The sequence below is a fragment of the Nocardia nova genome (assembly GCF_002933465.1).
GTDB classification, from domain to species: Bacteria; Actinomycetota; Actinomycetes; order Mycobacteriales; family Mycobacteriaceae; genus Nocardia; species Nocardia nova_B.
This window is the reverse complement of record NZ_PSZE01000006.1, coordinates 224,421-249,526: the sequence shown is the minus strand read 5'-3', so window position 1 is coordinate 249,526 and position 25,106 is coordinate 224,421. Positions and strand designations below refer to the sequence as shown.

Annotated in this window: 19 protein-coding genes; 4 read left to right on the top strand and 15 right to left on the bottom strand. The window is 68.9% G+C overall.

Translation table 11 applies throughout. The features are described from left to right. Position 1: 1 nt before the first annotated feature. From C5E41_RS10040 to C5E41_RS09990, 11 genes are all read right to left on the bottom strand, one after another. Entirely contained in the window at positions 2-7,537 is a 7,536-nt protein-coding gene (locus C5E41_RS10040; RefSeq protein WP_104379874.1) for an amino acid adenylation domain-containing protein, read from the bottom strand. A 15-nt stretch (positions 7,538-7,552) separates the two neighbouring features. Further along, positions 7,553-9,349: a carbamoyltransferase family protein gene (locus C5E41_RS10035; protein ID WP_104375555.1), complete on the bottom strand. Its 1,797-nt coding sequence runs from the start codon at positions 9,347-9,349 to the stop codon at positions 7,553-7,555. 9 nt (positions 9,350-9,358) lie between these two features. Beyond that, positions 9,359-10,183 carry a class I SAM-dependent methyltransferase gene (locus tag C5E41_RS10030; RefSeq protein WP_104375554.1) on the bottom strand — a complete coding sequence of 275 codons (825 nt, stop codon included), beginning with the start codon at positions 10,181-10,183 and terminating at the stop codon, positions 9,359-9,361. Between the two features lie 15 nt (positions 10,184-10,198). Continuing rightward, positions 10,199-11,344, bottom strand: coding sequence for an acyltransferase (locus tag C5E41_RS10025; protein ID WP_104375553.1), 1,146 nt, complete (start codon positions 11,342-11,344; stop codon positions 10,199-10,201). A 2-nt stretch (positions 11,345-11,346) separates the two neighbouring features. Next, on the bottom strand, positions 11,347-12,978 hold the full coding sequence (locus C5E41_RS10020; protein ID WP_104375552.1) for an AMP-binding protein: 1,632 nt from the start codon (positions 12,976-12,978) through the stop codon (positions 11,347-11,349). Then, complete coding sequence (locus tag C5E41_RS10015) at positions 12,975-13,232, bottom strand: acyl carrier protein (RefSeq protein ID WP_104375551.1); 258 nt, start codon at positions 13,230-13,232, stop codon at positions 12,975-12,977. The genes C5E41_RS10020 and C5E41_RS10015 overlap by 4 nt, the downstream gene beginning before the upstream one ends. Positions 13,233-13,256: 24 nt before the next feature. Further along, positions 13,257-14,222, bottom strand: coding sequence for a ribonucleotide-diphosphate reductase subunit beta (locus C5E41_RS10010; protein WP_104375550.1), 966 nt, complete (start codon positions 14,220-14,222; stop codon positions 13,257-13,259). A gap of 497 nt (positions 14,223-14,719) precedes the next feature. Next, entirely contained in the window at positions 14,720-15,952 is a 1,233-nt protein-coding gene (gene sepX, locus C5E41_RS10005) for a divisome protein SepX/GlpR (RefSeq protein ID WP_104375549.1), read from the bottom strand. A 229-nt stretch (positions 15,953-16,181) separates the two neighbouring features. Then, positions 16,182-16,832 (bottom strand): GNAT family N-acetyltransferase, encoded by a 651-nt coding sequence (locus C5E41_RS10000; protein ID WP_104375548.1) that lies wholly within the window; start codon positions 16,830-16,832, stop codon positions 16,182-16,184. Positions 16,833-16,841: 9 nt separating this feature from the next. Next, positions 16,842-18,095 (bottom strand): molybdotransferase-like divisome protein Glp, encoded by a 1,254-nt coding sequence (gene glp / locus C5E41_RS09995; RefSeq protein ID WP_030515109.1) that lies wholly within the window; start codon positions 18,093-18,095, stop codon positions 16,842-16,844. A gap of 67 nt (positions 18,096-18,162) precedes the next feature. After that, on the bottom strand, positions 18,163-19,116 hold the full coding sequence (locus C5E41_RS09990; RefSeq protein ID WP_104375547.1) for a UTP--glucose-1-phosphate uridylyltransferase: 954 nt from the start codon (positions 19,114-19,116) through the stop codon (positions 18,163-18,165). Positions 19,117-19,408: 292 nt separating this feature from the next. Between C5E41_RS09990 and C5E41_RS09985 the strand changes: the two genes are divergently transcribed. The 4 genes from C5E41_RS09985 (at position 19,409) to mscL (ending at position 22,066) form a co-directional block, all read left to right on the top strand. Continuing rightward, entirely contained in the window at positions 19,409-20,104 is a 696-nt protein-coding gene (locus tag C5E41_RS09985; protein WP_104375546.1) for a 5-formyltetrahydrofolate cyclo-ligase, read from the top strand. A gap of 120 nt (positions 20,105-20,224) precedes the next feature. Further along, a complete protein-coding gene (locus C5E41_RS09980; protein WP_104375545.1) occupies positions 20,225-20,545 on the top strand; it encodes an FmdB family zinc ribbon protein in 321 nt (106 codons plus the stop codon). Between the two features lie 186 nt (positions 20,546-20,731). Next, the gene (gene cpaB, locus C5E41_RS09975; RefSeq protein ID WP_104375544.1) at positions 20,732-21,466 is read left to right on the top strand and encodes a Flp pilus assembly protein CpaB; all 735 of its coding nucleotides are present in this window, start codon (positions 20,732-20,734) and stop codon (positions 21,464-21,466) included. A 144-nt stretch (positions 21,467-21,610) separates the two neighbouring features. After that, positions 21,611-22,066, top strand: coding sequence for a large conductance mechanosensitive channel protein MscL (gene mscL / locus C5E41_RS09970; RefSeq protein ID WP_104375543.1), 456 nt, complete (start codon positions 21,611-21,613; stop codon positions 22,064-22,066). 31 nt (positions 22,067-22,097) lie between these two features. Here the strand turns inward: mscL and C5E41_RS09965 are convergent, their stop codons facing one another. The 4 genes from C5E41_RS09965 to C5E41_RS09950 all read right to left on the bottom strand — a co-directional run bounded on the left by C5E41_RS09965 (position 22,098) and on the right by C5E41_RS09950 (position 25,003). Then, positions 22,098-22,793: an MspA family porin gene (locus C5E41_RS09965; RefSeq protein ID WP_104375542.1), complete on the bottom strand. Its 696-nt coding sequence runs from the start codon at positions 22,791-22,793 to the stop codon at positions 22,098-22,100. Positions 22,794-22,897: 104 nt separating this feature from the next. Next, positions 22,898-23,119, bottom strand: a complete 222-nt coding sequence (locus tag C5E41_RS09960; RefSeq protein ID WP_104375541.1) for a hypothetical protein — start codon at positions 23,117-23,119, stop codon at positions 22,898-22,900. Positions 23,120-23,126: 7 nt separating this feature from the next. Next, complete coding sequence (locus tag C5E41_RS09955; protein ID WP_081879443.1) at positions 23,127-23,621, bottom strand: MogA/MoaB family molybdenum cofactor biosynthesis protein; 495 nt, start codon at positions 23,619-23,621, stop codon at positions 23,127-23,129. Positions 23,622-23,719: 98 nt separating this feature from the next. After that, positions 23,720-25,003: a S1C family serine protease gene (locus C5E41_RS09950; RefSeq protein WP_258080868.1), complete on the bottom strand. Its 1,284-nt coding sequence runs from the start codon at positions 25,001-25,003 to the stop codon at positions 23,720-23,722. Between the last annotated feature and the right edge of the window lie 103 nt (positions 25,004-25,106).

The following is a 25,106-nucleotide window of genomic DNA, read 5'->3' as shown; positions in this document are numbered from 1 at the left end:
CTCACCACTGTGCATCGCTGTGTAATGCCGCCTCCAGCAGAGCCAGCTCGGCGGCGATCGGATCCTCCGACGGGGGCGCCGCCGGACTCGCGACAGCGGGGGCCGGCGCAGCCGGCGCCGAGCCCCGAGGAGGAACCGCGGCCACGTCCGGTGGTCCGTCCTGCGTCGTCGCGTGGTGCGGCCGAGCAGGAACGTCGGCGGTGGCCGGTTCCGGCGTTTCGGCCTCCCCGGAACCGATTGCGGCCGAGAGGTATTCGGCCGCCTTCTCGACGGTCGGATAGTCGAATCCGAAGGTCGCGGGCAGCGCGAGTCCGAAACCGTCCTGCAGGCGCGAGCGCAGTTCGACGACCGCGAGGGAGTCCATCCCGAGCTGGGTGAACCCCTCCTCCGGGTCGATCAGATGCCCGTCGCCGAGTCCCAGCACCGCCTTCACCTCGGTGGCCGTGAGCTCGCGCACGAGGGCCGCCCGGTCGGTCCGGGCAGCCGCCAGGACCCGGTCGCGCAGCGAGGCGACCGGTCCCGCGGCGGCGGGAGTGGCGGCGATACTTCCGTACCACGGGTCCCCCCCCGCGGCCGCGGCCAACTTCGGCCAGTCCAGATCCGCGGCGACGACGGTCGGCCCGGCAGCGGCCAGATTGCCGGCCAGCAGACGCAGCCCCTGCTCCGGCGAGAGCGGGCGGTAGCCGCGCAGCCGGGCCCGCTCGCGCTCCTCGGCGTCGAGGCGCGCCGCCATCCCGATCTCCCCCCACGGGCCCCACGCGATGCTGGTCGCGGGGATGCCCTGGGCCCGCAACAGCGACGCGTACCCGTCCAGATACGCATTGGCCGCCGCGTAGTTCGCTTGTCCGCCCGCACCGACGGTCGCGGTCAGCGACGAGAAACACACCACGAATTCCGTATCCGCACCGATGATTTCGCGCAGCCGGTGGATACCGCCGACCTTGGGCGCCAGAACCTTTTCGAATCGGTCCGCGTCCAGCCCGCCGATCGTCGCATCGTCGAGCACACCGGCCGCGTGCACGACGCCGCCGAGCGGATGCGGCGCCGCCGCGACCACGCCGGCGAGCGATTCGGCGCCGATATCGGCGGTGTGCACGGTGACCGAGCAGCCGCCGCCGCGGATCTCGTCCAGCAGCTGCGCGGTCTCCGGATCGGGTGCGGTGCGGCCGACGAGAACGAGGTGGCCCGCGCCCTGCTCGGCGAGCATGTGCGCCACGCGCGGGCCGATCCCCCGCAGCCCGCCCGTGACGAGATAGCTGCGATCGGACCGTACCCGCACATCCGTCCCCGGCTGCGCACGGCGGAGCCGTGCGACGTAGCGATTCCCGCCGCGATGCGCGACCCGCATCTCCGGCGACCAGCGGTGGATCTCGGCCGCCAGCCGCACCAGCGACGAATCATCGTCGCCATCCAGATCGACTGTGCTGCACTGTAGTTCCGGATACTCGCGCCGGACGACCGTGGCGATACCCCACAGCATGGTCGCGGCCGGATCGGTGACGTCGGCGTCGCCGGTCACCGGTTGGGCACCGGCAGTGGGCCACCACACGCGGACGCGTTCGGAGGCCAGCGCCGGTAGCGGTCGCACCGCCGCGGCACACCGCCGCGCGGCCTCGCCGACGAACCGCGCGCTGTCGCCGTCGGCTGTCGTCAGGCCGCGTAGGTCGACGTAGCCGCGACGGTCTGCTGCGGCGAATTCGACCGGCCACGCGCGTGTTTCGGCGTCGGTGGCCGCGCTGCGGGTGATGCCCGATCCCGGCGGCGCATCCGCACCGACCAGTACCGTCTCCGCCGCAATCCCCCGCTCGCGCAGCACCCGCGCGAAACGGCTCAACCGGTCGGGTTCATCGTCGACCACCAGCAATGAGACCGGGTGGGCCCCCGCGTCGGCCGCCTCGGTGCGCTGCCAGTGTTGCTCGTGGGTGATATCGGCCGACGTGCGCGCGAGCGCCCGCTCCACCTGTGCCCGGCTGATCCGCCGCGATTCGAATCCGTCCACGGCGACCACCAATTCGCCGGTGGCGCTGTACATCCGGATATGCGCGGTGAACGCCTCGTCGCCCGCTCCGTGTCCGCCCGTCAACCGGGCGTGGATCCACAGCGGGCCCTCGGTGCGGCGACCGGAGAAGTAGTAGCGGTCGATACTGAACGGAACGTAGATGTTCTCCTGCGCCCGCAGCAGATCGTTGTCGTATTTCCAGCAGCTGTTGAGCACCTGGAACGCGGCCTCGACCAGCCCCGCGTGCAGCGGTTCCGGCCCGATCTCCACACCCTCGGGACGGGTGGTCAGGCACAGTGCCTCATTGTCGCCACGCCGGATGGTCTCGATCCAGTGGAAGGAGTTTCCGGTGTCGAGCCCCGGCACCCAGACATCACGGTAGAACTCGAGTCCGGACAGCTCCTGCGGACAGCGGGCGAGGATATCGCCGCGCTCGGCCTCGTCGAATGTGGAACCCGATTCGGCGGGAGCGCTTTCCAGCGCGGTGCGGAACAGCGCCGGCCAGGCCGCGCCCGCACCGGTTTCCTCCTCCGCGACGAGGGTCACGTCCCAGCCCGGACCGTTCGGCCGCAGCACCAGCTGTGCGCGGCGGCTCCCGCCGTCCGACACGGCGAACGGCTGCAGGAACAACGTATCCCGCAGCATGTACGGCCCGTCGATGTGGTGCGCGGCCGCGGCCAGCACCATCGCGATATGCGAGGCGCCGGGCACCACCGCGGTACCGAACAACCGGTGATCGGTCACATACGACGGCGAGTCACAGGCGAAACCGCGTTCGTAGCGAATCTCCTCCGACAGCGGCAGATCCACCGGACGACCGGGCAACCCGGTCTCCTCGGCGGTGCTCTCGGCACGGCGACCCGCACGTTTCGGTTCGACCCAGAAGGTGCTGCGCTGGAATGCGTAGGTGGGCAGCGGGATTCGGCGGCCGTGCGCGAAGGGCCCCCATGGCGTGAGGCAGATGTCCGCACCGCTGGCATAGAGTTTCGCCGCCGCGACCAGCAGACCGCGCGGGAAATCGTGGGGCCCGTCGGCCGCGAGTACTGTACGGACGCCGTACCGATCGGCGGCCAGCCGCAGCCGGGCTCGTTCGTCGCTGCGACGACCCAGCACCAGCATCCGATCGCAGCCCACAGCCGCCACGCACGAATCGAGCGGTGCGTCGACCTCCGGCGCTTGCGACGCCAGCCACAGATCGCGGCGATCGCCACCCACCCACGCCGGTGTCCCCGCGGCAGCGTCGCGCATCGCGGTCGCCAGATCGACGACGCCGGAGATCGTCGCGGCCACGTATTCGCCCGCGCCGTAACCGATCACCGCATCCCAGTGCAGACCGCACGCCCGCCACACCCGCACCAGGACGTACAGCCGGGCCAGCTCCACCTGCACTCCGGCGGGTTCGGCGCCGCCGAGCGCCGCGGACACCTCCGCGCGCGCCTTCCGCACCACCGCATCGTCGGCGTACCCGTCGAGAAATTCGTCGACACCGGCGTCGGGAGCGTCGCCCAGGACCAGGCACAGGCGGCGGTCCGCATGCTGTCGCGCCTCGGTGAACAATGCCGCCGCCGGTTCACCGCGCAGGTACGCCGCCAGCGCCGCTCGCAACTCCGGCAGCGTGGAGATCACCGCGGCCAACCGGTGCGCATGATGTTCTCGGCCGAAACCTGTTGTATAGCAGACGTCTTCGACGGCCGTATCGGCATCCAGCCGATCGAGATAGCGTTGCGCGAGGTCACGCAGTGCCGCATCGGAACGCGCCGACAAGCGGAACAGTCCGCTCCAGCCCGCGGGTGCGGCGCCGGCGATGCGCGGCGGCGCGGCCTCCAGCACCGCATGCGCGTTGGTGCCGCCGATTCCGAAGGCCGATACCGTGGCGATCCGCGGCCGATCCGACGGCCATGCGCGCGACCGCGGCGACACCTGGAAAGGCGTCTCGGACCACGGAATCCGACTGCTGGGCTGGTGCAGATCCGCGAGTCCCGGCAGGACCGCGTGATCCAACGCCAGTACGGCTTTGACGAAGCCCGCCACACCGGCGGCGGTATCGAGGTGGCCGATATTCGCCTTCACCGATCCGACCTCGCACCGGTCGGCGCGCGGGCCGCCGAATGCTTCGGTGAGCGCGGCGATCTCCATCGGATCGCCCATCGGGGTGGCGGTACCGTGCGCCTCGACGTATCCGATATCCGCCGGCGCCACCCCGGCCACCCGATGTGCCCGGCGGATGACCTCGACCTGGCCGTCGACACTCGGCGCGGTGAACCCGACCTTCGCGGAGCCGTCGTTGTTGATCGCGGTGCCGCGCACCACGGCGAAGATCCGGTCACCGTCGCGTACCGCCGCGTCGAGCCGTTTGAGCACGACCACGCCCGCCCCATTGCCGAAGACGGTGCCGCCGGCCTGCTCGTCGAAGGCGCGACAATGCCCGTCCGGCGAGGCGACCATCCCCTCCTGATGCAGGTATCCGACCCGATCCGGCACTCGCACCGCGACCCCGCCGGCCAGGGCGATCTCGCATTCGCCCCGGCCGATGGATTGGCAGGCCAGATGGACCGCGACCAGCGAGGTCGAACACGCGCTCTGCACGGTGACAGCCGGTCCGTGCAGGTCGAGGCGGTAGGCGATCGAGGTGGGCAGGAAGTCGGGTTCGTTGCCGACCTTGATCTGGTAGTGCTGGGTGGAGGGCAGCAGGGTGAAGTCGTCGGCGAAATAGCGGTGGAAGTAGCTGCTGGGCAGCCCGCCCACGAACACTCCGGTGCGCGGACGCTGCGGCGCACCACCGTAGCCCGCATGTTCGAGCGCCTCGACCGCGCATTCCAGCAGCAGCCGGTGCTGCGGATCGGTGACCTGCGCCTCGCGGGCGGTGAAACCGAAGTAGTCGGCGTCGAATCCGGCGATATCGTCCAGGACGGCCGCGGTGCGCACGTAGTTCGGCGCGGCGATGCGCTCGTCCGATTCGCCCGCGGCCCGCAACTGCTCGTCGTCGAGTTCGGTCATCGTCGTGCGCGCATCAGCGATGACATCCCAGAATTCGTCGAGATCGGCGGCACCCGGAACGCGCACGGCCATGCCGATCACCGCGAACGGACCGCTGTGGTCGCCGGGGTCGTCGGGGTCGTCGGTCGGCTCTCGGGCGGCGACCGAGCCGGCGAGGGCCGCGGCCAGCGAGGCCACGGTCGGATAGCGGAACAGGTCCGTGCGCGCGATCGAGATACCGAGCGCCTCTTCCAATGCCAGGTGCACCCGGGCAACGAGCAGTGAATTGCCGCCCAGATCGAAGAAATTCGCGGTGGCGGGCACCGAATCGCACTCGAGCACTCGTGCCCAGACCGCCGCTATCGCGTCGCAGAGCTCGCTCGGTGACGCCGCGGTCGTGCTGGGCACCGCGACGACGGGCGCGGGCAAACTCCTGCGATCGATCTTCCCGGCCGAGTTGCGGGGAAATGCCTCTAGCACAACGATTTTCGCCGGCACCATATAGGCCGGCAGCAGGGCGCGGGCATATTCGCGCACCGCATCGGCGTCGACCACCGCGTCGTCGGCGGCGCTCACGTAGCCGACCAGTTCGCTGCGCTGGGGATCATCGCCGAAGACGGTGACCACGGCCTCACCGACTCCGTCGGCGGAGCGCAGCGCGGCCTCGACCTCGCCGGCTTCGATCCGCAGGCCGCGCAATTTCAGCTGATGGTCGGCCCGGCCGAGATACTCCAGGCGCCCGTCGGGCAGCCGCCGCACGCGATCACCGGTGGCGTACAGCCGTTCTCCGGTCCGCCGGTCGGCCACGAAGCGGCCGATCTCGTCGGCGGGGTCGACATAGCCGCGCGCCAGACAGACCCCGGCCAGATGCAGCTGGCCCGGAACCCCGACCGGCACAAGCTGTCCCGCGGTGTCCAGGACGACGGCGCGTACATTCTCGATCGGCCGGCCGAGGGTGACCGCCGCCCCCGGAAGTACCTGTTCGCAGGTGACGTCGACGGCCGCTTCGGTCGGTCCGTAGTAGTTGTAGAGCGCGGTCTCCGGCAGCAGCCGGTGGAATTCGGCGGCCACATCCGCGGGCAGCGCCTCACCGCTGGTAGTGACGTAACGCAGCGAGGTGCACGCCGCGGCGCCGGGCTCGGCCAGCCACGTGCGGAGCATCGAGGGCACGAAGTGGGCGACGGTGATCCCCTGCGCGCGAATGATGTCCAGGAGATAGCGCGAATCCCGATGCCCCTCGGCATCACACAGGACCGACTGCGCACCGTGCACCAGCGGATAGAACAGATCCCACACCGACACGTCGAACGTCAGCGGCGTCTTCTGTAGCACACGGTCCGATTCGTCGATGCGAATCGCGTCGTGCAGCAGGCGATTACAGATCGCCGCGTGTTCGACCAGCACACCCTTGGGCCGACCGGTCGAGCCGGAGGTGTAGATGACGTAGGCGAGATCCGTCGGCGCGCCGACGCGGGCGGGTGCGGGCTCGCTCTGTTCCAGTTCGTCCCCTACGGCGTCCAGATCGATCGCCGTGACGCCCTCGGCCGATACGCGCTCGGCGATCTCGGCGTCGTCACACAGCACCACCGACGCCCCGGAATCCGCGAGGATCGTGGCCAGTCGCGCATCCGGATCCGCGGGATCCAGCGGCAGGTAGGCCGCACCGGCCTTCATGACACCGAGCGCCAGCACCGGCACCCGCGGCGAACGCCGCAGGCACAGCGCGACAATCTGCCGGGGCCGCACGCCTGCGGCGCTCAGATATCCGGCGACCCGCGCGGCGCGGTCGTCGAGTTCACCGTAACTCAGCGTGCTGGCCTCGGACACGACAGCGGGGCTGTCCGGCCGGCTCGCCGCACGTTCGGCGATCAGTGCGTGCAACGTCGTCGCGGTGCAGGCCACCCGCGGCCCGGTCGACCACTCGTCGAGGGCCGTCCGGTCCCCTTCCGGCAGCATCGGCAAGGCCGCGAGCGCGGCATCCGGATGCGCGGCGAACGCGTCGATCAGCATCGCCCACTGCGCCAGCAGCCGCCGCACCGTGGGCGGTTCGAACAGCTCCGCGTCGTATTCGCAGCGCAGTTCACCGGCGCCGCGATCGTCGACGAAGACCAGATCGCAGCCGACGACGGCCTCGAGCGCGTCCTCCGCCGCGTCCGGGTCGTGCTCGCCGCTGAGTTCGCAGTAGCCGATCTGGAACAGTGGATGCCGGTCGAATACCGGTGTGGGGCAGAGCTTCCCGATCACCTCGTCGATGTCGAAGGCGGCGCGTGCGGCCGTAAGCCGCGACCGGGCGTCGTCGACCTCGGCGGCCAGCGCCTCCGCGGTGCGATCCGGATCGACGGCGATCCGCAACGGAATCGGTGAATCATCCTCTGGCGCAATCACTCCGAGTGTGACCTCGGCGTGTTCGGAATACCTGTGGATCAGGGCGATCAACGCCGCCACTGCCGGACCCGACGGGCGGGGACGATGCTCCTCCCGGGCGCGCAGGTATCGCTGCACCGGTGCTCGGCGGAAATCGGTGGCGATGGCGATGACGCCGGGAAGAAAGTCGGCTTGCACGGTAACTCGATCCACTTATCCGGCGCGAACCGGCTCTACCAGGTAATTGCCGATGGCCAGCACGTCCAGTCCGGCGGTGACGAAGGTGTCCAGGCCCTCGGCCGGCGTACACACGATCGGCTGGCCCTTCACGTTGAACGAGGTGTTCAGCACGATCGGCGTTCCGGTCTCCCGCCGGAAGGCGTCGATCACCGTCCAGAACCTCTCGTTGCGCTCCCGCGACACCGTCTGCACCCGCGCCGATCCGTCGACATGGGTGACCGCCGGCAGACTCTCGCGGTATTCCGGTCGCACCGAGGTGATGAACAACATCCAGGCATAGGTGTCGACCTCGGCATCCTTGATGTCGAAATACGTGGTCGCGTACTCGTCGAGGACGGCGGGAGCGAAGGGGCGGAAGCCCTCCCGCTTCTTCACCTTCGCGTTGATGATGTCGCGCATTCGCGGATGGCGCGGGTCACCGAGAATGCTGCGATTGCCCAGGGCGCGCGGCCCGTATTCCAAGCGCCCCTGAAACAGCGCCCCGATCTGCCCGGCGGCCAACCGGCGGCCCAGTTCGGCGGCCAGCGCCGCGAAATCGTCGAATCGGGTTGCGGTGCAATCGGTCCGCCCGGCGAGTGCCGCCGCGATCTCCTCGTCGGAGTATTCCGGGCCGTTCAGCGGTGTCGCGATACCCGCGATCGGGGCGGCCGCCTCGCGCTGGTGGTGGACATACAGCGCGGCGCCCAGCGCGGTGCCGTCGTCACCGGCCGCGGATTGGATGAACATGCGCTTGAACTGGCGGCTGCGCAGAATCACACCGTTGGCCGTGCAGTTGAGCGCGACTCCGCCGGCCATGCACAGATTCTTCGCACCGGTCTGTTTGCGGAAATACCGCAGCGTGTGCAGCAGTGTCGCCTCGAGCGCCGCCTGCAGGGCGGCCGCGATATCGCGGTGGTGGTCGGTCAACTCGTCGTCGGGGCCGCGGGCCGGGCCGAAGATCTCCTCGATCGCTTTCAGTGTGCCGCGGTAGGTTTCCCGGTCCAGATCGGTTTCGTTGCGGTACAGGATGGGAATCGTGAAAGTACCGTCGGGCCGCAGATGAACGAGATCCATCATCGCCGCGAAGTGTTTGCGGTGGTCACCGTAGGGCGCCAGCCCCATGATCTTGTATTCGTCGAGGCCGAACGCGAAGCCCAGATAGTAGGTGAAGACGCCGTAGAGAATTCCGAGGGAATTCAGTTCCGAGACCGTCGCGATCGGTTCGATGCCCGCATCCGTTCCGAGCGCGACGGTCGCGCTGTGCTGCTCCCCCATGCCGTCGGCCACGAGGATCAGCGCCGAATCGAATCCGCTGGGGTAGAACGTGCTGGCCGCATGGGCCAGATGATGCGGCACCTGCACCAGCCGGTCGTCCCAGTCGCCGCCGAGGGTCTCGGTAAGTTTGTCCAGCAGCACCTGCCGGGCGAAAACCTCGCGGAACCGCGCGCGTCCGAGTTCGCTGTGTTCGAATTCGGCTCGCAGCGGCTCGTAGGAGAAGCCGTGCGCGAGGACGTCGAGCGAATCGACCGAGATTCCGGCTCGTTCACAGCCGAATCGGATGGCGTGTTCGGGAAAAGCGCCCGTCGCCTTCTCGCCGGTGAACCGCTCCTCGGCCACCGCGCTGATCAGCTCGCCGTCGTGCAGCAGTGCCGCCGCGGAATCGAAGCCCTGGGTGATGCGATAGTCGCGCCACCCCAGCCCCGGGAAGCGGGCCTGCTTGAACGGCACACTGTTGTGCAGACCGCTGATCCCCATGATCGACTTCGGTGGCGCGGCTGGTGTTCTCACCATGGCGGAGGCTCACAATCTTCGTGCCCGCGGACGTTTGCGGGCGAAATACTGGCTGGTCGCATACAGTTCGACGGCGATGTCGGTATCCGGGACGACGCGCTGCAGGAAGGCGCGATGGGCATCGATGGCCGCCGGATCGGCGCCGGCGTGTTCGAGGTAGGCCGGCACGCACTGTTCGAAACCCAAGGCGTGCAACATCTTCGCCTCCGGCATCGCCGAGACCGGTTGGAAGCGGTCACGGCGCGCGATGATGAAGCCGGCCTCGGTGAGCAGCTGTGGGGTGCGCTCGTAGATGTCGTGCGCCGCGCCGCGCGCCCGGCCGAGGGCGAACCACCACTCCCGCCACAGATCCGCGGCCGGATCGTCGGCGGGCACGAAGCGCAGCGCCCCGACATCGGACATCTCCAGCAGCAGGGCGCCGTCGTCGGCGAGCATGCGCTCCATCGCCGTGAGCGCGGCCGCGGCGTCGGCCACGTGCATCAGCAGGAAGCGGCTGTACACCCAATCGACCGAACCGGGTTCGAGCGGTGCGTCCTCGATGCGCGCGTGCACGTAACGCACCTGCGGCAGATCGCCCACCAGGCGCCGCGCGATCTCCAGTTGTTCGGCGGAGGCGTCGACGGCGAAGACGACGCCGTCGGGCCCGACCCGCTCGGCCAGCCAGGCTGTCATCGCGCCGTGCCCGCAGCCGATATCGGCCACCGTCGCGCCGGCACCGAGCCCGACGGACTCGAGGAAGGCACGCGAACTCGGGTTGTAATGCTGATCGAGCAGGGCCAGGCGCGCCGCGTCGCGATCGCCGACGGCCATGCTGTAGGTCATCGCTGCAGCCATATCCGATTCGTCTCCCTACGAACGCGCGGCCGGTTCGTGCTCGAGCGTGGAGGCCCACTGCAGGCTGTGCGCCCGCTCGGGATCGGGCAGCAGATAGCACCCGTCCTGGCGCGGTCGGCGGCCCGGCGTCACCAGACCGACCGGCGGCCCGGCGCCGAAATCCAGCCAGGAGGCGGGGATCCGGGACAGATTGCTGACCAGGAAGCCCGACTGCGGCGGATATCCCCAGACTCGGTCGAGCCCCGCGATGCCGTGCGCCTGCAGGAACGCCTCGAGTTCGGCGATCGCGTCGTCGATGCGTTCGGGCGCGGTGGCGACCGCGTCACGCACCCAGCCGGCGATCTCCGGCACCGAGGCGTTGCGCACGCGCTCGGTCTCGACATCGACCAGCACCTGCACGAAGGCGTTGCCGAAATAGGTCGGGCCCAGCTCGCGGACGAAGCGGCGGATGTCAACCGGGCAGGCCAGGGTCACCTGGTCGGTGTCCTTGGTCGCGGCGTAGTCGCGAAACAGGCCCGCCGCCACCAGATCCGCGGTAGACAGCCCCGAAACCTCGGCTTGCGCCTCGCATTCGGCGAGATCCAGCCGGCCGGTGTGGACGTCGAGTTCGGGCAGCTCGAGATCCGGCTCGACGGTCACGAATCCCGCCCGGCGCAACGCATCCGGATCGACGCTGTCGCGGTCGCGTGCCTGCGGGCGGGTGAGCACCTCGCGGTCGCAGCGCGGCGACAAAAAGCGAGCACCGCGGGCCCGAGCCGCCCAGGCCGCCAGGAAGAAGAACATGCCGTAGCCGTCGGCCAGGCCGTGCGACATCGACAGCCCGACGGCCGTGCGGTCGCCGCGGGTCACCACCCGCCCACGTGCGAGCACATGGCCCAACCCGATCTCGACCGGATCGAGGCATTCGCTCAGCGGCACGGTGGATTCGGCGACCGTGGCCCGGATCGCGGGGCGCGGGTCGTCGACGTCCATCGCCAAGGTGCGCTCGTCGAGTTGCACCAGCGCCGCGTCGGCGCCGATGAATTCCCGGGCGGTCTCGACATAGGCCTCGACGATCCGATCGGCGTCGAGCACCTCGCCGAACTCCACCACGAACTGCAGCGGCCCAGCCATATTCGCCGTCCACATGTGGTCGACGGTCGACAGCGGTACCGGCGCCATCGTCAACTCCTCTCCAGGGCGTCGAATTCGCCCTGCAGCAACTGGTTCCACATCACCCGCCGCCGCGGCTTACCGCTGGTGGTGCGCGCGATGAGTCCCCGATCGCCGATGAACAACCGCAGCGACGCATCCGTTCCCAGCTGCCCGGCCAGCACCTGCCGCAGCCGCACGGCCTCCACCGGCTTGTCCTCGACCAGCACGGCGACGCGTGCGGCGCCGAAGGCGTTGCCGGCCAGCGCGACCACTCGGTTGGCGGGCACGCCGAAGGCTTCCACCACGGCCGCCTCGATGTCCTCGGCATAGATCGTGCGGCCCCGCACCTTCACCGCGTCGCCGACCCGGCCGATCGGATACAGCTGCCCGCCCACCAGCAGGCCCGCATCTCCGGTCGCCAGAGCCCCGTCCTCGGCGCGCGACAGGTCGCGGGTACCCTCCGCCGTCTGGTATTCCTGAGCGACGCTCGGGCCACCGACGATCAATTCGCCCGGCGCTCCGGCGTATTCGTCGCTCGCCGCGGTCCGAACGGTCACTCCGTCCAGCGGTGCGCCGCAACCGATCAGCCACCGCCGGCCGTCCTCGAGCGGTGCCGTCATCAGCTCGAACGGACCGTCCACGGCACCGGTTTCGGGTGTCACCGCGACGGCCTGCACCGGCTCGGACGGCCGTAGACCGGACACCGCGAGCGTGCCCTCGGCGAGCCCGTAGGCGGGACACGGTGTGCGCGAATCGAATCCGTAGGGCGCCAATCGCTCGCCGAATCCGCGCAGAATCGCCGGATCGATCCGTTCGGCGCCCACGATCATCACCCGCCAGGGATCGAAATCCATTCCGGCCAAGGCCTCGTCGGTCATCTTTCGCAGCAGATACGCAAGCGCGAAGTTCGGTGTCGCGGTGATCGTCGCGCCGTCGCGACCGAAACAGGACAGCCATGACAACGGATCCCGAATGAAATCGATCGGCGTCATGGCCTGAATGTCCAGATTCAGAATGGTCGGCGTGATGATGCAACCGATCAGGCCCATATCGTGATATGGCGGCAGCCAGGTGGCGATCCGGTCCGTCGGCCGAAACTCCAGCCACCGGTCGATCGCGGCGCAATTGGCCTCCAGATTCGCCACCGATACCCGGACCGCTTTAGGCGAACCGCTACTGCCGGAGGTGAATTGGAGCAATCCGATGCGGTCCGGCGCACAGCCCGGCAGTTCGGTCACGGCGGGAGTCGCATTCGACGTGCCGACAATCGTGACCCCGCCCACGGATTCGAGTACCGGATGAACCACCGCGGCGAGCTCCTCCGCCACGATGATCGCCGAGGGGGCGGCCGCGGCCAGCGATGCGGACAGTTGCTGCCGATACGCCGACTCGTTCTGCAGTGGTAGCGGCGGCGCCAGCGGATTCGGGGTCGCTCCCGCGGCCAGCACGCCGAAGAAATTCGTCATGAATCGTTCCGGGGCCGATTCCACGATGGAGACCACCGCACCCGGACGTACCCCGGCCTCGATACAGGCGGCGGCCACCCGCCGCACCTGTTCACTCAACCGGGGATAGGTGACGCGGCGCCATTCGCCGTTGTCGGCGATGGTCCAGCCGCGTTCCTCGCCGTCGTAGGACAGCCAGTCGAGCAATCCGGTCATGGCTGTTTCGCCCGCAGCGCGTCACACACCATCTGCTCGATATCGCCGACGGTCACCACATTCGTCGCACCGGAGTCACCACCGGCGTCGATGCCGAAACGCACCTGCAGGCCGAGCGCGAGTTCGATCAGGGCCAGCGAGTCGTAGCCCAGTTGTTCGGCCAGCACATCATCGGCGGCCAATTCCGCCGAAGGCTGGGGGGCGTGCCGACCGACCAGTTCCCGTACCTGGTCGCGCACTTCATTTTCGTCCACGAAATGCTCCCGAGTTGTTTCTGTTCATCGAACGAGGTACGTGATGGGATGTGATTCACCATGCAGATCGGCGTATTCCCCTGCGGCTGCCGCACAGGACTCCCGCCAATTCTCCGCGAGTTCCGAAATAGTGTCCGAAGGGATTCCGATCGACGTCATTCTCCGGCCGAGGGAACTCTCCGCGAATTCCCATTGTTCCTGAAGTATTTCGGCGCGTTTCCGCAAAACCGGAACCAACCGTGGAAACGGATCACGCGTTTCCGGATCGACCAATGTCCGGGCGGCCGCCGGTATATGTTTACGAATCATTGCGGCAATATGGTCGCGCTGTCCGCCGCGCACTCCGTTGCGCAATGCCAGCACACCGAAGGAAATATGCCGCGATTCGTCGCGGGCGACATTCGTGATGCCGGTTCGCAGAATGTCGAAGCGCGGCAGCGCCCGCACGGTCCCCAGCACGGCGTGCAGACCGGTCATCGCCACCGCACCCTCGACCAGCAGGTGGTAGACCACCACGCCCTCGTACCAAGCGGCGGTGTCGCCCGGGTCCGCCCGCACCCGCTCGACCGCGTCCACGAGCGCCTTCTCGAACAGGTCACCCACTCGATCGACGCCGCTGACCTGCGATAACTCCTCGTTACCGAGAGTCTCGGAGAGAAAGGCGAGATAACGCCGGAAGAAGACGGTGTGCCGCGCCTCGTCGGCCAGCTGGGTGGCCAGATACATCTTGTAGTCGACCTCGGGCGCGGCGTAGGCCAGCGGCGCCAAGGTCTCGGTCACGGTCGTCTCGCCGACCAGGAAGCGGGCCAGGGTGGCCAGCAGCGGCAACCGCGCGAAGGCCGGCAGCTGGGCCCAGCCCTCTGCATCACGCTCGTACTCCAGGCTCTGCGCCTGCCATTGCTGCATTTCCCAGCGGCGATAGAGATCGAGCGCGGTTACCCGTTCGGCAAGATCGATCTCGATCTCGTCGATGACCGTTGAATTGTTCATCGCGATTTCTCGATCTGTTAGGCGAGCAGTCCGGTGAAAATCGATAGCAGAGTGCTTTCATACACGTCGATCAACCCTTCCAACCACCCAGCTGCCCCACGCACAGCGTCCTCACCTGCTGCGGCGCGTCAATACCCGTGACCACGCATCCGTACCGGAAGGATTAAATCCTTCGATCTTGTGGACAGCGATTCTGCACGGTGCCCGAGCTTACTCCGGAAATAGCTCGCGAGCCACTCGTAACGGGGAGATCACAACGGGAAAAGGTTATCTATGAATTTGCCGCCTTCTCGGCACTCCCGGTGAGTGGACATGGATGTTTCACATTCCGGCTGACAGCCCACCACACCCCACCTCTCCTATGGGATGCGGAAAGTTAGCCACGAGCGCCCGATTCGGGCACCCAGCCGCGAAAATCGCCCGGACACACCAAAGCGGCCGCCGCTCGCAGCTCCTGGCTACGATGCGGCGGCCGTCGGCGACCGGCTACCCGGCTCCTATTCGCCTGCGGCGCGGCGGATTTCACCACCCGCGGCCCGGTTCCGGGTGGCCCGCGCAGCGGCGGCGTCGAAGTGTTCGAGGTGGTCGAACAGCGGGTCCTCGTCGTCGACGTCGAGCACCACCGCGCGCCGGCGCAGGGCGCGGGCGGCATCGCGGTCCATCCCCGGACGCCGCTCGGCCCGGACCCTTTCCTGCGCAGCGGCTTCGGCGTTCTCGGCCGGGCGCTGCCGCGCTCCGGGCAGCCGTGCGGCGCGGCGGCGGCGGATGTCCTCCTCGAAGCGCACCTGTCGCCGCAGGTAGGCCAGGTAGCCCCCGAAGGCCACCACCGAAAGCGCGCAACCCCACCACAGGGCCGCGCTCACAACGATCGCGAAGGCACCGAAAAGCAGTGTGCTCAGGATCAATCCGAGTGCGGTGCGCTGCCGGAAGCGATACCGGGCCGCGCGCGCGATGGCGTCGGCCTCCGGGTCGAACCCGCCCCGGCCACGCCGGGAGGGGACGAAATCGCGTGCGGCAGATTCTGGTTCGCCGTCGGCGCGGTCGTCGAGGTCATCGAGCTCGTCGCGGTCGTCGTCCGGATCCACATCGCTGCGCCGGGCCGGAACAGCCGCGCTCGGTGCGGGTGGGATGCGGGCCATACTCGCCTGCGGGCGATGCTCGGTCTCGGCAGCGGCCGGTACGTCGTCGGCCTCTTCACCATCCTCGGCATCGTCCGGATCGTCGGCGTGGGCGTCCCCGGCGGGGTCGCTGTCGCCTTCGACTTCGCCGTCGCGTTCGACTTCGCCGAAGTCGTCGCGTTCGTCGTCGCCCGGCTCGGCGTCGACGGCGTCGCCGGGGGCCTCGCGGGCGCGCTCCTCGCCTCCATCGGCGCGGCCGGGCGGATCTCCGGCGCTCCGGTGGGCCCGCGTCACCTCCGATTCGGCGCGCTCGGGTGCGTTCCGGTCGTCCTCGATGACGGGCTCATCGGCCGATGTCGTCATCCGGTCCTCCGCATCATCGCCGTGGGAAAGCCTTTTCTGCCGAGGGGTCGGCACCCAATCCGGATCGGTCTCATGCCCGGTGGCCGGCCCTTTCTTCGCACGTCGTCTGGTACCACCTCGATGCAGCACCCGGGTTGCCAGAGCCACGTCCGTAGTGCGGCGGATGCGCGGATGCCGATCGGCGAGCATCGGGAACAGCACGAAGACCCAGAGCACGACCAGCGCGATCCACAAGATCGAATTCGGCATCGCGCTCCCACCTCCGTCCCCGCCTGACCACTGTCCCTTCTCGACCGCTGGGCAGGTTCTCGCCACCTGTTTCGTCCTGGCACCGGACGCACCACCGACGTCCGTAGGTTAATGCGGCGTCACAGGAATATCCCGCAGGCGCGCCGCCCACACCTGTCCCACCCGTCACAAGCCGGTCATCACCAAGCCCGGGCGCGTCGCCGCGAGAAACGCCGCGCGACCGGGCCGCTCACGGTGGCGTGGCACGACCCGAGCGGATGAGGCGATCGACGACCGTGCCGGATACCTCCTCGACGGTCATCGCGACCAGCAGATGGTCGCGCCACGCGCCGTCGACGTCCAGATAGCGCCGCAAGGTGCCCTCCTCGCGAAAGCCCACATTGCGCAGTACCGCCTGGCTGGCCAGATTCTCCGGGCGCACCGTCGCCTCCACCCGGTGCAGGCCCACGGGCCCGAAGCAGTGGTCCAGTCCCAGCGCCAGCGCGGCGGTGGCGACACCCTGGCCGCCGACGTCCTTGGCGACCCAATAGCCGATCCATGCCGAACGCAGCGCACCGCGCACGATGTTGCCGATGGTCAGCTGGCCACCGAAGGATCCGTCCACCTCGATCACCAACGGCACCATCGCGCCCCGGCGCGCCTCGGCCTTCAGACTCGACCACAGCGAGGGCCAGTTCGAGGCGTGATTGCGCGCCTCCCAGCTACCCCGGCCGGTCGGCTCCCACGGCTCCAGATGTTCGCGGTCGCGCAGGCGGATTCGCGACCAGGCCGCCGCGTCCCGCAGCCGGATCGGGCGCAGGGTCACTCGCCCGCCCGCGACTCGAACCGGACCGAGATGTGCGGGCCAGCCCGGATGCTGGGCGGCCCGGAATACGTTCATGTCCACCTATCACCCGCGCTGCGCGAGAAATGCGACCTGGACCTCGTCACCGGTGCGAATATCGGTGACCTCCGGGTCGATGACGATCAGGCTGTTGGCCTCGGCCAGGGTCGAGAGCAGATGCGACGAGCCGTTCACACCCAGCGGCTGCACCAGGTATTCACCGGTCTGCTCGTCGCGCATCAATTGGGCGCGCAGGTAACCGCGGCGGCCCTCCATCGACGTGATCGGCATGATCGTGCGGGCCCGCACCACGCGGCGCATCGGATGCCGGCGGCCCAGCGCGATCCGGATCAGGGGCCGCACCATGATCTCGAAAACGACCAGGGCGCCGACGGGATTCGACGGGAGGAGGAACGTCGGCACCTCGTCGCGGCCGAGCCGGCCGAAGCCCTGCACCGAGCCCGGATGCATAGCCACCCGGTCGATGGTCAGCTCACCCAGCCCCTCCAGGGCCTCGCGGATCTGCTCGGATGCCCAGCCGCCGACCGCGCCCGCGATCACGACGACCTCCGAACGCACCAGCTGTCCCTCGACCACGTCGCGCAGGCGCTTGGGATCGGCGCTGACGATGCCGACCCGATTCACATCGGCGCCGGCGTCGCGGGCGGCGGCGGCCAGCGCGTAGGAGTTGACGTCGTAGACCTGTCCCGGACCGGGCGTGCGATCGATGTCGACCAGCTCGCCACCGATCGAGATCACCGACAGCCGCGGCCGGGGATGCACCAGCACCTTGTCCCGGCCGACCGCCGCCAGCAGGCCGACCTGCGCCGCGCCGATGATGGTGCCCGCCCGGACCGCGATATCGCCGGGTTGCACGTCGTCACCGATGCGCCGGACGTAGTCGCCGGACCGGACCGGCTCGTAGATCTTGATCCGGGCCCGGCCGCCGTCGGTGAAATCCAGCGGCAGCACAGCGTCGGCGAGGGTGGGCAGCGGCGCGCCGGTATCGATGCGCACCGATTGCCGTGGCTGCAATCGGATCGGCTGGCGCGAACCGGCCGCGACCTCGCCGACCACCGGCAGCGTCAGCTCGATCGGATCGCCGTCCTCGGTGCGGATGTCGGCGCCGGCGCCCTGGACATCCACGCTGCGCACGGCATAACCGTCGATGGCGGCCTGATCGAATCCGGGCAGCGGACGCTCGGTGACCACATCCTCGGCACACAGCAGACCCTGAGCCTCGGAGATCGCGACCCGGACCGGCCGCGGGGCCACTGCCGCCGCGGTCACCTTGATCTGCTGGTCCTCAACCGAGCGCATGCCGCCCTTCCCTTTACTCCGACTGATCACCCGATCCCGCGGTGACGGGACCCGGCCGACCCCGTCGTCACGACGAGATCAGCTGCGGGTTCCAATCCGGAGCAAGCCGACGCTGCAACCACTCGCGCAAGGCGGGGCCGTATTCGTCTCGCTCCAAAGCGAAATCGACCGCAGCACGAAGATAACCGCCAGGGTTGCCGAGGTCGTGGCGCGACCCACGGTGGACAACGACATGTACCGGATGTCCCTCCGCGATCAGCAGCGATACGGCGTCGGTGAGCTGCAGCTCACCGCCCGCACCCGGCTCGATGCGGCGCAGCGCGTCGAAGATCGCGCGATCGAGCAGATACCGGCCCGCGGCGGTGAAGGTCGAGGGCGCCTCCTCGAGCGCCGGCTTCTCCACCATGCCGACCACGCGCAGCACGTCGGGGTTCGTACTGTCGGTCACCGGCTCCACATCGAAGACACCGTAGGCGCTGACATCCTGCTTCGGGACGTCGATCGCGCACAGCACCGTACCGCCGCGTTTGCGCCGGACGCGGCTCATCACGTCGAGGACCCCGCAGGGCAGCACCAGATCGTCGGGCAGTAGCACCGCGATGGCGTCCTCGTCGGGGTCGAGCGCCTGCTCGGCCTGGGCGACAGCGTGGCCCAGCCCGAGCGGCTCGTCCTGCACCACCGAGGTCACATCGAGCAGGCCCGGAGCCTTGCGTACCTTCTCCAGCAACTGGAACTTCCCGCGTTCGGCGAGCGTGCTCTCCAGCACCAGATCCTCGACGAAGTGGGCAACGACCCCGTCCTTACCGGGCGAGGTCACGATGACCAGCCGCTCGGCGCCCGATCCGGCGGCCTCGGCGGCCACCAATTCGATACCGGGTGTGTCCACCACCGGCAGCAGCTCTTTCGGCACGGTCTTGGTCGCGGGCAGGAAGCGTGTCCCGAGTCCGGCCGCGGGGACCACCGCGGTGCGGAAGCAGGAACTCACGGCCTGCGTCGCGTCCGATCCGGCGTCAGCTGTCATAAGTGCACACCCTATCCATCGCTCTTGTCGTCGGACCGGCTCAACACCGGCCCGGCATCTGGGTAGCCTAGGCGGCCGCGGCGGCGCCGTCGCACCGAAACGGTGCGGCAGCAACCCTGCCGAGGTCCACCGCCGGACCCCCCGACTACCCGTCGAGGAACCGGCCGCAACCGTGGTTTCACTGCGTTACCAGTGTGTTCGCGTTACCGCGTCGGGTCAGCGATTCCCCGCCGAGGGCACCTGGAAACACGGGAGCGGGCAAACTCACCGTCCGCCCACCTAGGGTGGGCCTGTGGAGATCGCCGGTCAGCGGGACAAGGGGCGGTGGCGAGCGGAATTGCTGGCCGCCCGGGCGGCGGTGCCGCCGGAGACCAGGGCCGCGGAGGCCGACGCCCTGTCCCGGTCCGTGTCGCGGGTACTGGACATCGACCGGCCGCGTGGCGAGCGGCCCGGTGGCCAGCGGTGCCGCCCGGCGGGCGGATCCGGCTCGGTCGCCCCGGACTCGGAGTGGGTGGCCGGGTATCTCCCGGTCGCTGGTGAACCCGGTTCGGTGGCGATGCTCGACGCACTGCGGGCCGCGGGGGCTCGGGTGATGGTCCCCGTGACCGGACCGCCCGGACCGCTGGACTGGGCGGAATACACCGGAATCGAGGGGCTGCGGCGCGCCCGCTACGGCCTGCTCGAGCCCGATCGACCGCCGCTGGGGGTGGCGGCGATCGGGTGGCCGGAGGTGATCGTGATACCGGCGCTCGCCGTCGATCGGCGCGGCGTGCGGTTGGGACGAGGCGCCGGATACTACGACCGGACGCTGCCCGCGGCGCGGCCGGACGCACGCCTGGTGGCCGTCGTCCGGGACTCGGAAGTGCTGGAGGTGTTGCCGGAGGAACCCCACGATCGGCGAATGGGGTGGGCCTTGCTGCCGGAGGCCGGGCTGTGCAGGCTCGACGCGGACGATCGCGAGATCGACGTCCGCCCCGTGCCACGGTGAGGGCGAGTCCACCGCACCCGCGCTCGGCCGCGTCGGCACCTTGGGAATCAATACCGGATTGGCACTGTTGGCACTGTCGGCTGTAGAGTGCTAAAAGACGAAAATCGTGGAGGTTCGCAGGTGCCTACTTACTCGTATCAGTGCACGCAGTGTGGTGACAAGTTCGACATCGTGCAGTCGTTCTCCGATGACGCTCTGACCACCTGCGAGAAGTGCAACGGCAAGCTGCGCAAGCTGTTCAACTCGGTCGGCATCGTCTTCAAGGGCAGCGGCTTCTACCGCACCGACAGCCGCAACGGCTCCTCGTCGGCCAGCGAGCCCGCCGCCAAGTCGAGCGAATCCAAGTCGAGCGATTCGTCGGGTTCGAGCAGCTCGGCCGACTCCTCGAGCAGCTCGAGTTCCTCATCGAGCTCCTCGTCGACCAGCACCGCCGTCGCCTGATCCGGGCCCGCACCGGGCGGCCACGAACCGCCCGGTGCGGCCATTGTCTTCCGATTGCCTGCCTTCCGATCGCCTGTCCGTCCGCACCGGTCTCGGTTGTCCACAGCCTTTCAGTTATCCACAGAAAAGTTCTGACCTGCTCTTTTCCGGGATGACCGACTCGCTGCGGCCCCTACGGTGGCTGGTATGCGGACCTTGCGATTCGATCGTCTACGCCCCCTCGATACCGACCTCGGCAGTGCTCGCGGCACCGAATTCCTGTCCCGGATACGGCCGCCCTGGCTCGACCTGACCCTGATACGACGACTGTCGGCCGTCGGACTGGCCGCCGCCGCGGCCGTCGTCGCCGTGCGCGGCGACCCCGCCGGGCATCGCACACCGGTCGTCGTCGCGGCGCGGGATGTGGCGCCCGGACAGGTGCTGTCCCCCGCGGATCTGCGGCGCGCGGACCTGCCACCCGACGCGATACCGGAAGGCGCCGTCACCGATCCCGCGAAACTGCTCGGCGCGACCTCCACCGGCGCTGTGCACGCCGGGGAAATACTGACCGACCTCCGGATCGTCGGCCCGCGGCTGGCCGCCGTCGCGACCGGTGTGCCGAATGCCCGGATCGTGCCGATGCGACTGGCGGACAACGCCATTGCCGATATTCTGCGGCCCGGCGACCGGGTGGACGTGGTCGCCGCGGACGAGACCGGCGGCCACGGCGATCCGGATACGGTTGCGCCACGGGGGCGTTCACCGTCCGCGCACACCCTCGCCACCGATGCCGCCGTCGTCCTGATCTCCGGTGCCGCCGATGCGGGTTCCCGGACCCGCGCCGCCCCCGAACGAATCGTGCTGCTGGCACTCGATCCAGGCCATGCGACCACCGTCGCGGCCGCCTCGCTACAGACGGCGCTCACCGTGGTGTTCCACTGACGTTCGCTGTGTTCGCCGAGCATTTGCCGCAACTGTCCGTTAGCATCCCGAGTACCTCATTCGATAGTGGAAAGTAATCGCATGAGATGCCATGACCAGAGCGAACGGCGAGTCGTGGGCACGCCGGATGAGACAGGAGCCGCAATGCTGAAAGGTTTCAAGGATTTCCTGCTCCGTGGGAACGTGATCGATCTGGCGGTCGCGGTGGTCATCGGTACCGCGTTCACCGCGGTCGTCACCGCCATCGTGAACGGGATCGTCAATCCCCTCTTGGATTTGTTCGGCGGCGCGAACGAACACGGCTGGGGCTTCTATCTGGATTCCAGTAAGCCGTCCACATTCATCGCGCTCGGCCCGATCGTCACCGCCGTGGTCAACTTCATTCTCATCGCGGCGATCCTGTACTTCATTTTGATCCTGCCGGCGGGCCGCCTGATGAAGCGCTTCGGCACCGAGAAGGAAGCCGTGATGACCGAGGTCGAATTGCTCACCGACATCCGCGACCTGCTGTCGGAGGGCAGCAAGAGCGCCGGCGGCCGGCACGAGTTCTCCGACGTCGATTCGGTACCCCGACAGGTCGATTCGCAGCGGGGACGGTGAAAGCACCGGCCCACCGCGGATCCGACACGGCTCAGCCCAGGCGGAACGGCTTGCCCCACAGCGTGACCCATGAGATGACGTTGTCGGTCTCGACCTCGACACTGACGAAGGCGCGCGCCTGCGCGTCACCGTCACATCCGGTCAGGCCGACGGTCTCGTCGGACCAGGCCACCGAACCACTGTCACCCTGGAACTTGTTGCGGTTCTTGTGCACATCCTCGCCGACGTCGTTCTTCTCCTCGATGTCGAGGACGTAGAACGACTTCGCCTGGCCCGGCGCGAGAGTCAGATTGCCTCCGACATTTCCGCCGGCGTCGGGCTTGGCGTTCTCGCCGTCGCTCCAGTCCATGCTCGCGCTGGGACCGCCGTCGACGCCGACACCGGAGATGTCGACCTGGCAGCCCACGGTGTAACCGGGGTAGATGCTGCCGCCCACGACGGTGGTGCCGCCGGACAGTTCGACATGGGCGTTACCGGAGACCCAGGCATTGCGGTGCACCGTGGTGGCGCCCATCGCCGAATCGATATTCGCCGATTCGCCGTCCAGCCAGACATGTACCACGGTGCCATCGGACAGCGTCTTGGACAGGTCGCCGCCGGGCAGCGGGACGAAGATGCCGGCGTTGGCGGCGCCGGCGGAGAACAGGCCGAGCGCGGCGGTCGCCACGGCACCGATGCCGGTGATGCGCGCACCCCAGCGCCGACCGTTGGCACCGTTCCTATTCATATTTCTCTCATCATGTTCTTGCGGTCGGCCACGATGAACGTCAGGATTCACGGCTGCCGGCATCAGGCGGTATGCCCCGGGACCCGCGACACCGCAGAGTCCGATTATCCGTGATGTGGCGGGACCTGCGCGCGCAGCCAGTCGTCCCCGGAGCGGGGCAACTCACCATCGGGGGCGCGCTCGTCGCTGCTGGTGCGCGGCAGCGTCTCGCCGAAGATCCGCGCCAAGCGCGCGGACTCGGCGGCCGAACGGGTGCGGGCCTTCGCCGGGCGATCCGCGGATTGTGAATCGCCCGGGCGCTGCGCCCCCGCCGGCCGGTCGGTCATACCGCGATTATTCCGCCAATCCGGACAGTTCGTCGACGACCCGGCTCACCAGCGGGCCGAGCGTGGCCATGCCGTCGCGAACGGCATCGCGCGTGCCGGGCAGGTTGACGACCAGGGTGCTGCCCGAGACGCCGGCCAGACCACGGGACAGACCGGCGTCCAGCGAACCGGCCGCGAGTCCGGAGGCGCGCAGGGCCTCGCTGATTCCGGGCAATTCGCGATCGAGCACCTCCAGGGTCGCCTCCGGGGTGACATCCCGCGGCGACATACCGGTGCCGCCCACGGAGATCACCAGGTCGACCCCGCCGATGACGGCGGTGTTGAGGGCATTGCGAATCTCGATCTCGTCACCGGCCACCGACACCGTGGCATCCACGAGGAAGCCGAATTCGGTGAGCAATTCGGTCACCAGCGGGCCCAGCGAGTCCACCCCGCCATGCGCGGTTCGATCGTCCACGACCACAACAAGTGCCCGGCCCGCCACGGGAGCATCGATTTCCATGTTGCTCACCGTAGCGTCCGTGGGCGACAACCACTCCGGTCCCCCGGGCTCGTCGGCGTCGGGTGTCGGGAGCACTGTCAAAGGACGCGGTTCACGGATCATCGGCCACCCTCCGCCGGTGCGGCGCCGAGGGTCACCTCGACGGTTTTCGGATTCTGTCCCTGTGGATCGGTGTAGGTGACCTTCACCTTGTCACCTGGTTGGTGCGACCGCACGGCGGCGATCAGCGAATTGCCCGAGTCGATGACCTGATCGTCGACCCGGGTGACGATCGCGCCCGACGGAATGCCCGCCTTGGCGGCCGGACCGTCCGGTGTCACGTCCAGGACCCGGGCGCCGTTGACGTCGTCCTGCGCGCGCACCGAGATCCCGATCTGAGCATAGGTGGCGTGACCGGACTTGGTCAGCTCGTCGGCCACGCGGCGGGCCTGATCAACCGGAATCGCGAAGCCCAGGCCGATCGATCCGCTCTGTGAACCGGGCATCTCGGAGGCACCGAGTGTGGCGATCGCGGTGTTGATGCCGATCAGCTTGCCGTTCGTATCGACCAGCGCGCCACCGGAATTACCAGGGTTGATCGCGGCATCGGTCTGTATCGCGGAGATGACCGTGCCCTGTGATCCGGCCTCACCACTGGTCGACACCGGGCGGTTGAGCGCCGACACGATCCCGGTGGTGACGGTTCCGGCCAGGCCCAGCGGCGAGCCGACCGCCACCACGGGCTGGCCGACCATGAGGTTGCGCGAGGTGCCGAGTTCGATCGGCGTCAGGTTGGTCTTGCCGGCCGCTTTGATGACGGCCAGATCCGACACCGGGTCGACACCGACGACCGAGGCGTTGGCGGTACTGCCGTCCTGGAAGGCGACCTCCATCTTGGCGTTGGGGCCGGCACCGCTGGCGACGTGGTTGTTGGTGAGGATCAGCCCGTCCGAGGACAGCACCACACCCGAACCCTCGCCCTCCGCGCGGGCGCCCGCGACGCGGATCATCACCACGCTGGGCAGGACCTTCTGCGCGACCGCCGGGACAGATCCGGGCGGTGCGCTCGCCGAGGCGGGATCGACGGGCGCGGGCGCGTTCAGGGCGTTGTTGACCGGCGCGTTGTTGGTGTCCGAGCGCGTGGCGAGGGTGCCGACCGCGCCGCCGATACCACCCGCGACGAGCGCCAGCACGACGGCGCCGGCGAGCAGACCCGCCCGGCCGCGGCGGCGTGGAGTCCCGGCATACGCACCGGTGGCATCGGCGCCGGGGCCATGGGGATACGGTTCCGCTCGATGGTCACCGGTGGCGGCATAGGGCGTACCGGAGGGGTACGAGCCGGGCTGCTGATAGCCCGGGCCGGAGGTGTGGCCCGCCGCGGCGTACGGGTTGTACGGCGGCATCGGCGCGGTGTGACCGGCCGCCTGATCGGCGGACGAGAACCCCGGGTGCTGCCCCGGCCCGTACCCCTGTCCCGGTCGGCCGGGCCCGCCCTGTTCAGGATTC